This is a genomic window from Frankia sp. BMG5.60 (assembly GCF_059428125.1).
In genome coordinates this window covers 5894501-5907508 of sequence record NZ_CM182091.1, presented here as the reverse complement: position 1 = coordinate 5907508, position 13008 = coordinate 5894501, and the positions used below count along the sequence as shown (strand labels likewise).

Sequence of the window (13008 nt, the reverse complement as noted above, 5' to 3'; positions counted from 1 at the left end):
ATTAGGCGATCGTAAGGAGCGGACGCGGGTTCTCGCCGGGAGGTTGCGAGGTGAGGGAGGGTGATGCGGTGGCGAGGGCGGAGGCGCGGGAGGGCGGGTAGATGGCGGCGAGTATCGACTGGTGGGTGATCCATCCGATGGCCTTTTCGCCGCTGTCGTCGAGGACGGGGAGGCAGTGGGAGTCGGTGCTGGTGAGGGCGTGCAGGGCGGCGGCGAGGCTGGTGGCGGCGCTGACGTGCGGCGGGAGAACGCAGAGGTCGCCGACCGTCCGCGGCATCGTGCCCAGAGCTGGGTCGGGGACGGCCTCGCTGTGGGAGACGGTGCTGTCGAGGGCGGTGGCGACGGCGTGCGCGGTGACGATGCCCTGATAGCGGTCCTGATCGTCGGTGAGGGGGAGAGCTGCGTGTGGGGATCGGGCGAGGGCCTCGGCGGCGTGGGTGAGGCTGGTGGAGGCTGGGATGGCCGGGGGTGGGGGGCGCATTGCCCGGGTCGCGGGGATGGCGCGCAGGCGGCGGGTCTCGTGGGAGGCGGTGAGGTCGATGCCGCGGCGGGTCAGTTTCAGGGTGTAGACGGTGTCGTGGCTGAGTAGCCGGCTGATCAGGGTGGCGATGACGACGGCGGTCATCAGCGGAAGGATGATCGTGTATTCGCCGGTGAGCTCGAAGAGGATGAGGACGGCGGTGATGGGGGCGCGGGCGGCGCCGGCGAACACGGCACCCATGCCGACGAGGGCGTAGGCGCCTACAGGGGCGACGAGCCCGGGGGCGAGGTCGTGGGCGAGGGTGCCGAAGGCGGCGCCGGTCGCGGCGCCGATGAACAGGGAGGGGGCGAAGACGCCACCGGAGCCGCCGATGCCGATCGTCAGACTGGTCGCGATGATTTTTCCGCCGATGAGGATGAGCAGGAACCACAGGGCGTACCCGCCGTGGACGGTGCGTTCGAGGACCGGGTAGCCGACCCCGTACATCTGGGGCAGGGCGAGCAGGACGGCGCCGAGGAGCACGCCACCGACGGCGGGGCGGAGCCATTCGGGCCAGCGCCATGCCCAGTCGCAGAGGTCCTCGATCAGGTAGAGCAGGCGGGTGAACAGCACGCCGACCAGGCCGGCGAGTGCTCCGAGAAGTATGAACAGCAGGTATTCGCCGCCGTGGCGGAGTTCGAATACGGGCAGGGTGAGGAACGGGGCGGTGCCGAAGGTGGCGCGTCCGATGATGCTGGCGGTGACGGCGGACAGGACGACGACGCCGAACGCCTCGGCGGTGAACGACCGCAGGATGACTTCGAGGGCGAAGAAGACTCCGGCGATGGGGGCGTTGAAGGTGGCGGCGATGCCGCCGGCGGCGCCGCAGGCGACGAGGATCGGCAGTCGATGGTGGGCGACTCGTAGGAGTTGGCCCAGGGTCGAGCCGAGGGCGGCGCCGATCTGCACGATGGGGCCTTCTCGGCCGACGGAGCCGCCGGTGCCGATGCAGAGCGCGGAGGCCAGGGATTTGACAGCGGAGACGCGGGGTGCGATGCGGCCGTCGCGTTCGGCGACGGCGTACATCACTTCGGGTACGCCGTGGCCGCGGGCCTCGCGGGCGAACCGGTGGATCAGCGGGCCGTAGACGCACCCGCCGAGGACGGGTACCAGCAGCAGGAACCAGTAGCCCAGACCGGGGACGTGCGGGTTGGGTAGACGGCCACCGACCGAGCAGTCGGCCCTGCCGCAGAACACCTCGGTGAAGACTTTGATCAACCAGCGGAAGGCCACCGCGCCGAGCCCGACCCCGGCACCGATGACCACCGCCAGGCCGGCAAGGCCGGCTCCCGCCCGTTGCGAACCGAGGTCCACGGCTACCGCCCACCGGGCCACGGCCGATCTGGAGCGTTGCCACATGTGTACGTAGTCCAAAGGTCGTAGGGGTGGTCCTGTCAGGGGAACCAGCGGACCAGCGGCAGACGCTGGCGACGGTGCACGGGACGCGCTCTCACCAGGGGCGGCGGTGCCGACGGTGGGACGACGCCGACCCGGGTGTCGGCGGTGACCCGCGGGCCGCCGCAGGCCGGGCACGCAATCCCGCTTGTCGGCGCGGGCACCGGTATCCCGTACTGCTCGTAGAACTCGAACTGGGTGCCTTCGAGGTCCTGCCATCGCCGCACCTGGTACTCCCGGCACCACCACGCCTGGCAGCGCCGGCACGTGAATCGGAAACGGGCCGCCTCGACCGTTGCCTGCCATGCCATCGCGTTGCCTCCCTCGAGGGTGCAGCCGAGGACCGACGGGGCCAGCCGGTCGGGTGCGGGGCGGGCCGCGGAGCCCCGTCGCATATTTGCATAGTACAAAAGTTGCTGTGGGCGTGCTTGCCTCGTGCGGGGTCGATCACGGCTGGCCGCGCGCGGTAGAACGGTGACATGGCGCGTGCGTCGGATGACCCCGCCCCGACACCCCCGGTCCACGGTCGGCCGGGCGGGACGACCCCGCCAGATGTTTCCGGGTCCGCCGTCGACGAGGTCGTACGAGACCGCTTCCACTCACCCGTCGGCGTCAAGGCGGGCGAGCCAGTCGTTGTAGGCATGCCAGCTCGCCTCGTCGTCGTCGATGTCGACCTGCCGTGGCCGGGCACCCGGACCCGCAACGAGCGCGGGGGTTCGGGTGGGTTCGTGGCCGGTGTGGACGGCGAAGGTGGCCGTGCGGGCCCGTTCCGTCCAGCCGGTGCGGGCCCGGCGCACCGCCTCGGGCTTGCGGGTCCATGCCCGGAACACCAGAACGATCATCAAAGCCATGATTCCGTCACCGGCGACCCACATGACGCCGCCGCCGGTCTGGGTGTCCAGCAGGGGGCTGCTGCCCCAGGTGTGCGGGGCCATCGCGATCGGTGTCCGGGACTGCAGCAGGACCAGCCCGACGAAGGTGTCGACCCCCATCGACAGCACGAGCAGCGCGAGCCGGCCGGGCATGGACAGCCGCCACCGGATCGGCTCGTCCCCGAACAGCAGTACGAAGAACTGGTAGCCGGCGGCGAGATAGAGCAGGTGCTCGAGCTGGCCGAGCCAGGGCCGGGCCATCACCGCGCCCATGAACCCGGTGAGGTGGGTTCCCACGATGGTGATCGTGTAGCAGGTGAACGCAGCCGGCGGGGAGAGCAGGACGCCGACCGGCCGGGAGCGAACCGCTGTGCGGACTCGGCCGTGTAGCGGGTTGCCGGTGCTGTGCAGCAGGAGGGTGAGTGGCCGGCTGGCGACGAACAGCGGCGGAGCCACCATGATCAGCATCAGGTGCTGGGCCATGTGCATGCTGAACAGCGTCTCGTCGTAGACGCCGACGGCACTGCTGGTGGCCAGCACGACGACCCCGGTGCTGGCCAGGAACGCCCCGGTGCGGGGCCATGGCCAGGGCCGGGCCGGGTGCCGGGTGCGGACCCGGGCGACTCCCCACAGGTACAGCGCGGTGAGGGGCAGCAGGTAGGCCAGTGCGACCGCGTCGAGCTGCCAGGTGTCGAGCAGGCGGCCCGGACCGAAGGGAGGCAGTGCCTCGCTCTGGCCCCAGCGACACCAGGAGACCGGCAACACAGGCGTGCCCGGCCTGCGGCGGGTCATCCAGAGGACCGTCGCCGGCACGACGAGCGCCACCAGCGCCACCGTGACGGCAGTTGCCGGCAGTGCGGCACCGCTGAGCAGCGGGCCTGCACGGCCAGGGCGCCGACCGGCATCGCACGGCTCGGCACGGCGACTCAGCGTCCCGGGCTCGGATGGCTCCACGTGCTCGACCAACGCAGCCGGATCAGTGGTGTGCTGGGCATCCCCTGTCATGACCCCGCCGGGAGATGCCGGATCGGCCGGTCCATCAGCAGACGACGACCCTTCCTGGTCCTCGCCGCACCGGATCCGCCACCCACGTCCGCCATGCCCCCCGATGGCAGAACTTGATCTCTCGCACGGCTACATGTGTTCATGACAACTATTGTAAAGTGCAAATATTGGCCAGCGGAGGTGTCGGGCCGTCGATCGGGTGCGCCCCACGTCGCCTCGGCCCGCAGGCGCCACCCGGCCAGGGAGGATTTGTGATGAGCCTGGATGCGACGATCGACGAGGCCCGTTCCGGTTCGCGTGTCGCCGTTGCCAGCCGGCGTGGTGCCGGCAGTACCGGGTTCGCCGCTGGCGGGACTTCGAGGGCACCCGGTACGAGGTCTACGAGGCAGAACGGGATCGCCCTGCCCGCGCCGCACGCAGGGGAGGCCTGCCCGGCATGCGGCGGCCTACGGGTGACCGTGGACACCTGGGTGGAGCTCGCCCCGCCGCCCTCCCGGCCGTCACCCCCGGTCCGCCATCGGCCCCGCATGCTCACACCCCAGGTACGCCGGTTCCCCTGAGCCGCATCGCCGCTCCAGACAGCGGCCCCCGGCGAGCTTCAGCCGTGGCCCCGACCGTCGCATCGCTTCTCCCGACCGGGCTCGGCCGGGACGCGCGGTCCATCCGACGACTCGGGAGCGAGGCAGAGATCTTCGATCCTGCGGACCAGTTCCAGGAAACCATCGAAATCGTCAGGCTTCGCCACGAAGACGATCATGGAATCCGGCGGGCCATGGGGCACCTCCACCATGCCGGGCGCCGTCAGGACGATCGTGGGGATCCCTCGCACGTCGAGCTCCGCCTGAGCCCGAGCCAGGAGGCCCCCACCGTCCGCACCCGGCGCGTGAAGATCCAGAAGGATGGCATCCGGCAGTATCGCAAGGCCCCGCAGGAAGTCGAAGGCACGCTTGCTGTCCGGGCACACGTGAAGATCCCAGTCCCGCCCACGGTCACGCAGTGCCTCTCGTAACAGTGCGGCGTCAATCGTGTCCTCGTCGACGAGCAGTAGCCGTCGGCGCCGTGCCTGCTGGTGATCGTGGCTCACGTCTCTCCCGGTGTCAGGTCTCTACCGACCTCGGACGCGCCGATGACTGCCGGCAGCGGATACGCGACAGGCCGGACTCCCCCATGCCGATCAGCGCATCGGCCCCGACCGGCGCGACCAAGCGCGGGACGGCGTGGTGGGCGCACACGCCGGACGTCGCCCCGGTGATCGCGCCGGTGATCGCGCCGACGAAAGGGAGGGTGCGAAGATCCCGCCAGACCCGCCAATACCGATGGTCGGACTGGCAGCGACAATCTTGCCCGGCAGGGCCCGACCGGCGACGCTGACGCACACGCAAGACAGGACCACGACTCCGAACGCCTCAGCTGTGAAGGACGCCAGGATCAGCTCACGGGCGAACACTACTCCGGCAAGCGGCGCGTCGAAGGTCGCGGCGATCCCGCCCGCGGCCCCACAGGCGACGAGGACGGGCAGCCGCTCGGTCCCGACCCGGGCGAGCTGTCCGAGCCCGGAGCCGAGTGCGGAGCCGATCTGGCCGCACGCTCGATCCAAGCCTGGAAGGCACCCGTGACCTCGCTCATCGCGTCAGCCCACACACATTTGCAGGATACAAGAGTTGCCGTAGACGATCGACATTTTGGTGTCCTGGTCGACACACTGGTCGCGGCGCACGGTAAAACGGTGGCATGACCGGGACGCCGGATGCCTCCACTCCCCCGTCCGGCAGCCTGGACGGGGGAGTGGACGAGGTCACCGACGCCGTCCTCACGGCGTCCCGCCTGCTGGTGGCGGTCTCTGCCCGTTCGCTGACGGCCGTTGGAGAAGACGTCACCCTGCCCCAGTTCCGGATGCTCGTAGTTCTCGCGAGCCGCGGCGCGCTGCGCGCCGGTGAACTCGCAGACCTCCTCGCCGTCCATCCCTCCACCGCCACCCGCATGGCCGACCGCCTCGTCGCCGCCGACCTGGTCGACCGCCTCGGCAACCCGGAGAACCGAAGAGAAGTCATCGTTCAGCTCACGGCGACCGGCCAGCAGCTCGTCGCCGACGTGACCCGCCGCCGCCGATCCGAAATCGCGGAGATCGTCGAGAGGATGGACCCCCACCTGCGCGGCAGCCTGGTGGCGGCACTACGCGCGTTCGCGCGGGCGGGCGGCGAACCGGGCGTCGACTCCAGCCGCGACGCCAGCGCCCTTGGCTGGAGTTGACCCGGACCCGAACGGCCCGCGACGAGGTCGGGGCGTTCCTCACGCCAGGGAACGCCCGCCGTCCCGCGGCCTGGAGGTGACCTGGAGGCCGATAGAAGTAGTGACAGGTCACCAGGAGCCCGGTCACCGTGTCGACCACCTCGTCGGCGGGTCCGACGACGGTGAAGCTGCGGCGGCTGATCTGAGAAGGTGTTTTGGATCTTGATGCTTGTGTGCTGAGTGTGGTCGCTTGGGTTGAGTTCGGGGTGTTGGGGCTGGCGGGTCGGGACGGTCGGGTCATGACTCGGTCTGATCCGTATCCCTCTGATCTGTCCGATGTGGAGTGGGGTTGGTGGAGCCGTTACTGCCGCCGCCGTCGAAGGATGGGAGGAAGGAGGCGCATCCCCGCCGGGAGATCGTGAACGCGATTCTGTATGTGACGCACACAGGGTGTTCGTGGCGTTCGTTGCCTCGGGACTTCCCGCCGTGGGAGACGGTCTATGGTTTCTTCGCCCGGTGGCATGACAAGGGGGTTATCGCGCGGGTTCACGACGGGTTACGGGACGTCTCCCGCGAGCTCGAGGGCCGGGACCGGCAACCGACGGCGGGGGTGATCGACTCGCAGTCGGTGAAGGGCGCCCAGACCGTCGACGCGGCTTCGCGTGGCTACGACGCGGGCAAGAAGGTCAACGGCCGCAAGCGGTTCCTCATCACGGACACGCTCGGGCTCCTGCCAGGGTGCCGGCAAGTTTGCCGAGTAGCTGCCCATAGGTCGTGGTGAGGGTTTCTCGTGGAGACGGGGTGTGTGGGCGGGTGGGGCTGGGGCCCTGAACGAGGACGGGCATGACCCTCGGCTGATCATGGAGGTTCTCACGCCATCCTGATCGCCCTGAGGTGTCATGCCCGCCGAACCATTATCTCCGTCTGCCCCTGTCCTGGATCAGCTGGCCTTGGCCGTCACGGAGCGTGCGCCACGGTCGGCGTCGCCGGCGGGTTTGCTGGCGGTATTCGCCCAGGTCACCGACCCCCGGAAACGCCGCGGGCGCCGGCACCGACTACCGGTCCTTCTCACCCTGGCGACGTGCGCGGTGCTGGCAGGGGCCCGGTCGTTCACCGCGATCGCCGAATGGGCCGCGGACGCCGGCGAGACCGTCTGGTCGGCGCTGGGGATCGTGCGGGTCCCGGACGCCTCGACGTTCCGCCGGGTCTTCACCCACCTCGACGCCGACGCGTTGGACACCGCCCTCGGAGCGTGGGCCGCCACCGCGACCACACCGGCTCCGGGGCAGCGGCGGCGGATCGCGGTCGATGGGAAGACCCTGCGCGGCTCACGAGCCGGCGACACCCCCGGCCGGCATCTACTCGCCGCGTTCGACCAGCAGCACCACGTCGTGCTCGCCCAGCGCGCCGTCGACGCGAAAACCAACGAGATCGGCGAGCTGAAAACCCTGCTCAGCGCGGTCGAGCTGGCCGGTGCGGTGGTGACCGCGGACGCGTTACACACCCAACGCGACACCGCCGCCTGGCTTGTCGACCGCGGCGCCCACTACGTCCTGGTCGCGAAAGCGAACCAGCCCGGCCTGTCCGCCCAGCTCGCTGCCCTGCCCTGGACGAAGGTCCGTACCCGGGCTCGCTCCCACGACCGGGGACACGGCCGCGTCGAGACCCGGGTCCTGAAAACCACCGAGGTCCGCGCCGGCATCGGTTTCCCTCACGCCGTCCAGGCCATCCAGATCATCCGCCGCCGGGCAGTCGCCGGCCGGCCAGCTTAACTTAGCGGTATTGGTCGGCTGGGCCGCGATGACCGGTGCGATCTGCTGCATTCGGACGATCTCGCCGTCGCTGATCAGTACGCCGGGGGCATCGATGGCGCGGGCTTGGTCGTCCTCGTCGATCCCGAGGATGATGAGCCCGCCAACAGCGTTCGCGAGCGATGCGACATCAGTAGCCAGCTCCCGCTTATCGCTATCGCTGGATCCGTAGAGATCGCGCTTGAAGTCGAGATCGATCGCTTCGCTGACATTGCTACCGGCCAGCGCGGCGATCCCTGCGTGCCCAGCGGCGTCGACACGCGCGCCGAGGATCGCCTCGAGGCGAGGGGACCGGAATACAGTCATGGACCCCATCCTCGCCGGGATCGCCGCGTTGCCCGCGCTTGAGCGTCTGGGACGCGCCTGGGTCCTGCCGCCCGGCGTTACGTCGGGCGGCAGGACCCTGCCGATCGGAGGGGTTCAGGCCGCAGACTGCTGGTGGTCGAGTCCACTGGGTGGCATCGGCTGCGGTAGGTGTAGCCGATTGGGTCGTTCCAGGACGGTGGAGGCTTCCCCGTCGCCGCGGCGCTGCGGGTCGGTCGGTAGCGGCCAGAAAGCGGTGAGCTGTCCCAGTCCGAGGCGGCCGGCGCCGGCCGGGGTCAGGGGAAGCCAGCGGGCCAGGGTGGCGTCGAGGTGTGCGTCGGGGTCGGCGAGGTCGGCGGCGGTGGTCGCGACCGTTACCCGTGAGGGCTGGTCGAGGCGGCGGAGGGGTTCGGTGCCGTAGTCGAGTTCGAGGAACCATTCGATCTCGGCGCCGCGCTCCGCCCACCGGCCGTAGGCATCTGGGCGGACGATGTCTCCGTATAGCCGCGCGCACCGCTCCTCGGGCCACCACGCCACGAGCCGGCCAGTGGCGCGGTGCTGGCGAGCGTGGTGGATTAGCCGGATGAACATCCCATTGGCCGCAATCCGGTGGGCCAGATGCAGGGAGTGTGCGATGCCCATGGCCCGGTCATGCTGGTAGCCGATCTTCTTTGGGTCCAGACCATCCTCGTGCGCCAGCACCGCGGCGCCGGCGACGTCGAGGATGTAGTGCATGGGTGACAGGCCGCTGACGGCCAGCGGCTGGAACCGGTCGAGGACCCGCCAGCGGTACAGCTCCAGCAGGCGGATGTTCGCCGACCGGCGGGTGATCCAGCCGAGTTCGACGATCTGGTGGGTGGTCAACACCCGATGTTCATGGATCATCCGGACGATCCACCGGTCCCGTGGGGTGAGGTGGCGGGCCAGCCACAGCTGGTGCTCGCCGCTGGACACGACACGGGCGGTGGGCCGGGCGTAGGTACGGCGGCCGAGGTAGGTCTGCTGCCGAGGATTCGTGATCACGCGGAGAGGTCTCCCAAAGGAGTCGTCAGGCAGGCTGAGGTCGACGAACAAGCAGGCAGGAACGGGCAGACGGCGAGCCAGGCCGGGGGGCGAGCGAGCTGGCGCATGCGCGCCGGGGCATTCCGCCCGCCAGCACTCTGGGTTCACGCCGGTCCCGCCCGTCGGGGCGGGGGCCTTCATCCGACGGCGGCCAGCGCACCTGTCCCGGCCGGCTCAGCCGGCCCGAGATCAACCATGTCGACGTCGTCCGGCCCGACCACCGCTAGCAACCCATCCGCGGCCCCGCCGTCGGCTTCCGACACGGTCGCGGCCGTGCCGGCCTCGGACACCTCGGCGTTAGGGGCGTGTTCTTCCAACACCCGGTGCGCCTCGGTGCGCAGTTGCGTGACCAGGGCCCGTGCCTTCTTCGAACCGACTTTCAGCCGCTTGCGCAGCTCGTCTGACGAGATCGGACGGCGGTGCTGCTCCCAGTAGCGAGCGTCCTCGCGCCGCGCCCGGTCCAACAACGAGCCGTCGAGGACCACGATGCCCGGCCGGTCCGGACCGCGCTGCGCAGGAACCGCCCCCACCTCAGCCCGAGGGCTCTCGCCTCCCGCCGGCGCAGACACCGCAGTGGACACCGCCGCCCTGCCGATCTCTGCCGGCTGAGACACGGACGGACGGATGGTGGCGTCCTGCGCTTCAGGGTGGAAGGTGGCGGGGTGGCGCATCGCGCGCAAGAGCCCCGGGCCAACCTCAGACCAGCCAATAAGCAGCGCCGGGCCGACAGCGTCGAACGCGGCCTTCCCGTAGTCCCCCGCGATCACGGGCTCGGCGATGTTCAACGCCAGCGTCACCACGCTGGAGAAGACCAGCAGCCGGCGCGCCGGCTAGCAACTCGGCCGGTGCGCCCTGCAACGCCAAGTGTCGCGTCCCCAGCAAAAGGCCCACGACGGACAGATCGACCGCCGGCGCCACCAACGGTGCGACCCAGATTGGCACTCCGAGACGCAGTCCGAGCTGCCAGACATTGCCAAACCCGAACGCGAACGTTAGGCCGACCACCACAACCATGATCACCGTGACGAGAGTGACCGCCACGTCGCGTCCGTCCGTCGGCCGTCCCACTGTCGGCTGGTCCGCCACGGCGACACTGTCGGCGGCCATCACGCGTCGCCCCTGGTCAGGACCCGCGCGCCCACCGAACGGCTACCGCTACTCGGGGTGATGAGTGCAGGTAGACGAGCCGACACGACCAGGCTGGCCTTCGCCGAACTTTGCGTGGATGCTGTACGACCCTCTCCGGGGGCACCACGCACGCTCGGGTCGCGGTGACGGACCATGCCGACAGCGTCGAGAGCTGCCGCGCCCCGCATCTTGGATTTTCCGCACCCACGATCCGACCAGGCTGCGTCCTCACAACTCCGCCGACGCAGCGTCCGCGCGGATCGATCCCCCCGCGGTGTCGCACCCCACACGTTCGAGCCTTCTCCGTACCGGCCGGGCCGGCCCGCAGACCGGCCGGGCCGGCCGCGGGCGGCCGTGGTCACCGTCCGGCGCGTTCCCCGATCACCGTTCCCAGCAGGGCGATCAACGCCACCACGGACATGATGAGGGCGAACAGGTAGAAGGTCGAGGACAGGCCGATGTGCGTGGACACCACGCCGGCCACCATCACCGGCACGGAGATGGCCAGGTAGGCGACCACGAAGTAGTTGGCCAGGACCTGGCCGCGCGTGTGTGCCGGCGCGGCCACGGTGACCAGCCGGGTACCGCCCATGAACGCCAGCCCGAAGCCGACTCCGGTGACACCGTCGCCGACCAGGAACAGCGCGGCGTCACCGGTCCAGATGGCAAGACATACGGTCGCCATGCCGATGATCAGCGCAGCGCATCCGGCGATCGACGCCAACGCTCCGGACATCCTGGTCAGGACGAACTGGGACAGACCCCCGACGCCCTGCACGGTGAGGATGACCAGGCCCGCGACCAGATGGTTGTGAATGTCAAGCAGTTCTCTGGCCAGACTGCCCCCCAGCGCGAGGTACAGCCCACCCACGGACCACGCGGCCGTGACGGCGAGACAGCCGATCACGAACGGCCGGCGCACCTCCGCGGGGATGCCGATTCGCTGCGGCCTGATCAGGGTGCTCAGGCGGACACGCTCGCGGCGGCGCACCGTTTCGGGCACGCTGACGGCAACCAGCAGGAGCACCACGACCGCGATGGCCATCAGAACGAGGTACGGCAGCCGCAGAGGCCACGGGCCCCACTGCGCGAGCGCCCCGGAGAGGGTCGCGCCGACCGCGATGCCGAGGGAGGTGGACGTGCTGTTCACAAGCGCCGCCGCGCGGGTGTCCCGGGTGGGATGCAGCTCGCTGAGGGCCGCTCCCGCGGCACCGGTGAAGACGCCGGTGGCGAGCCCCTGCAGCAGCCGCGCGACGAACAACCATGCGGTCGAATCCGCGGCCAGGAACACGGCCAGGCTGGCCAGCAGGCCCACCAGCCCACCGAGCAGCACCGGACGCCGCCCGACCCGGTCGGACAGACCGCCGGCGAGGAGCAGCGTGACGATGACCCCGCCCGCATACATCGCATAGATAATCGTCAGTGTTGTCGAGGAGAAGTGCCAGCGCGCCTGGTAGTCGACGTAGAGCGGGGACGGCATACCGCTCGCGGCGAGTGCGAGCGCGGTGGCCGACGTCACCGCCCAGAACGCGACCGGCGGTCTGGTTCCGCCCGGCACGACTGCGATCTTTTCGGAGGTGGACAGGGCCACGGGCGCTTGCGAAGACATGGACCACCCTCTGGTCGCGAGACTGGTCTCCACCGTAATTCCGAGCATTGACGCTGTCGAAGATTGTGGATCCTATGCGAGCCATAGGCCCCGGGCGATATCCGATACTGCGCGCAGTCTGGATGTGATCGTGGACGAGCTGGACGGCCTGGAGATACGACATCTGAAATACTTCCTCCTAGTAGTGAAGATCGGCAAGATTTCGGAGGCATCGCAGGAACTCGGCATTGCGCAGCCCAGTCTGAGCCAGATGATCCAGCGCCTCGAGCGCCGGTTGGGACTCAAACTTTTCGTACGCACGGCGCGCGGAGTCGAACTGACGCCGGCCGGAGTCGTGTTCCAGCGCGGCGTCGAACGCATCCTGGACGAGTTGACGGCGACGCTGACCGAAGCCGGCTCCATGCCGTACGTGGTCCGCGTCGGCGTCTCGGTGGGCGTCGATCCCGGTCTGCTCACGGAGATCGAGGAGCTGATCTCGCGGAACTATCAGGCGGTGCCGTCGGGAAACACGGTCTCCGTCACCTTTCACGCGGAGAGCTCGAGTCGGCAGCTCGATCTGCTCCGCGCGGGGGTGCTGGACTTCGCCGTCGTTCGCCTTCCGGTCGATGACGACGACATCGCCGTCGCGACGGTCAGCGAACTCGAACTCGGCGTCGTCACCCATGTGCGCCATCCACTCGCCGGGCGAAGCCAGCTCAGATGGCGGGATCTGGCGGACCAACGACTGCTCTGGTTCGACTCCCGCCGAGCCCCCGGTTACGCCCGGATGCTGCTGGCCGAGCTGGCCGAGCGGGGCTGGCTGCCCCGTCTGCACACGATGGAGAGCGATCGCCATGCCCTTTTCACCCATGCGTTGGGCTCCGCCGCGGATCTGGTGGCCCTGCGGCCGAGCCTGGCGGTGAAGGCGGAACCACAACTGATGTGGCACCCGATCGCCGGCGGGGCGCCGTGCGAGCGGCTCGGCCTCGCCGCCCTGCGCTCGGGAACGCATGCCGAGACGATCGAGCGCGTCGCCGACGCCATGCGGGCCGACCTCACCCCGACGTGACAGCCCGGCCCGCGTCGGCGGGGGCC

At 69.8% G+C, this 13008-nt stretch carries 11 protein-coding genes and 2 pseudogenes; 4 read left to right on the top strand and 9 right to left on the bottom strand.

Translation table 11 applies throughout. The features are described from left to right. Position 1: 1 nt before the first annotated feature. The 5 genes from AC5R91_RS24220 to AC5R91_RS24200 form a co-directional block, all read right to left on the bottom strand. Positions 2–1834, bottom strand: a complete 1833-nt coding sequence (locus AC5R91_RS24220; protein ID WP_495393608.1) for a chloride channel protein — start codon at positions 1832–1834, stop codon at positions 2–4. An 80-nt stretch (positions 1835–1914) separates the two neighbouring features. After that, positions 1915–2226, bottom strand: coding sequence for a hypothetical protein (locus AC5R91_RS24215; RefSeq protein WP_495393607.1), 312 nt, complete (start codon positions 2224–2226; stop codon positions 1915–1917). A gap of 288 nt (positions 2227–2514) precedes the next feature. After that, positions 2515–3612, bottom strand: coding sequence for a cytochrome c oxidase assembly protein (locus AC5R91_RS24210; RefSeq protein ID WP_495393606.1), 1098 nt, complete (start codon positions 3610–3612; stop codon positions 2515–2517). A 778-nt stretch (positions 3613–4390) separates the two neighbouring features. Next, positions 4391–4756 (bottom strand): response regulator, encoded by a 366-nt coding sequence (locus AC5R91_RS24205; RefSeq protein ID WP_495393605.1) that lies wholly within the window; start codon positions 4754–4756, stop codon positions 4391–4393. A 210-nt stretch (positions 4757–4966) separates the two neighbouring features. Beyond that, positions 4967–5389, bottom strand: a complete 423-nt coding sequence (locus AC5R91_RS24200; RefSeq protein ID WP_495393604.1) for a chloride channel protein — start codon at positions 5387–5389, stop codon at positions 4967–4969. 134 nt (positions 5390–5523) lie between these two features. Here AC5R91_RS24200 and AC5R91_RS24195 point away from each other — a divergent pair, with 134 nt between their 5' ends. The 3 genes and pseudogenes from AC5R91_RS24195 (at position 5524) to AC5R91_RS24185 (ending at position 7793) form a co-directional block, all read left to right on the top strand. Then, positions 5524–6042: a MarR family winged helix-turn-helix transcriptional regulator gene (locus AC5R91_RS24195; protein ID WP_495393603.1), complete on the top strand. Its 519-nt coding sequence runs from the start codon at positions 5524–5526 to the stop codon at positions 6040–6042. Positions 6043–6254: 212 nt separating this feature from the next. After that, positions 6255–6754 (top strand): annotated as a pseudogene (locus tag AC5R91_RS24190) (IS5 family transposase); the annotation flags it as partial. A 166-nt stretch (positions 6755–6920) separates the two neighbouring features. Then, on the top strand, positions 6921–7793 hold the full coding sequence (locus AC5R91_RS24185) for an ISAs1 family transposase (RefSeq protein WP_495393602.1): 873 nt from the start codon (positions 6921–6923) through the stop codon (positions 7791–7793). Positions 7794–7949: 156 nt separating this feature from the next. On the opposite strand, the pseudogene AC5R91_RS24180 reads toward AC5R91_RS24185, so the two are convergent. The 4 genes and pseudogenes from AC5R91_RS24180 to AC5R91_RS24165 all read right to left on the bottom strand — a co-directional run. Continuing rightward, positions 7950–8138, bottom strand: a pseudogene (locus tag AC5R91_RS24180) (hypothetical protein); the annotation flags it as partial. 114 nt (positions 8139–8252) lie between these two features. After that, a complete protein-coding gene (locus AC5R91_RS24175) occupies positions 8253–9158 on the bottom strand; it encodes a replication-relaxation family protein (protein WP_495393601.1) in 906 nt (301 codons plus the stop codon). A gap of 176 nt (positions 9159–9334) precedes the next feature. After that, positions 9335–9997 carry a hypothetical protein gene (locus tag AC5R91_RS24170; protein ID WP_495393600.1) on the bottom strand — a complete coding sequence of 221 codons (663 nt, stop codon included), beginning with the start codon at positions 9995–9997 and terminating at the stop codon, positions 9335–9337. 686 nt (positions 9998–10683) lie between these two features. After that, entirely contained in the window at positions 10684–11934 is a 1251-nt protein-coding gene (locus AC5R91_RS24165) for an MFS transporter (protein ID WP_495393598.1), read from the bottom strand. 130 nt (positions 11935–12064) lie between these two features. Between AC5R91_RS24165 and AC5R91_RS24160 the strand changes: the two genes are divergently transcribed. Further along, the gene (locus AC5R91_RS24160) at positions 12065–12982 is read left to right on the top strand and encodes a LysR family transcriptional regulator (protein ID WP_495393597.1); all 918 of its coding nucleotides are present in this window, start codon (positions 12065–12067) and stop codon (positions 12980–12982) included. The last annotated feature ends 26 nt before the right edge of the window (positions 12983–13008 follow it).

Excerpts from the sequence above, each read along its gene's own strand:
- AC5R91_RS24195 (WP_495393603.1), top strand. The coding sequence starts at position 5,524 with ATGACCGGGACGCCGGATGCCTCCACTCCCCCGTCCGGCAGCCTGGAC.
- AC5R91_RS24165 (WP_495393598.1), bottom strand. The coding sequence starts at position 11,934 with ATGTCTTCGCAAGCGCCCGTGGCCCTGTCCACCTCCGAAAAGATCGCA.
- AC5R91_RS24215 (WP_495393607.1), bottom strand. The coding sequence starts at position 2,226 with ATGGCATGGCAGGCAACGGTCGAGGCGGCCCGTTTCCGATTCACGTGC.
- AC5R91_RS24185 (WP_495393602.1), top strand. The coding sequence starts at position 6,921 with ATGCCCGCCGAACCATTATCTCCGTCTGCCCCTGTCCTGGATCAGCTG.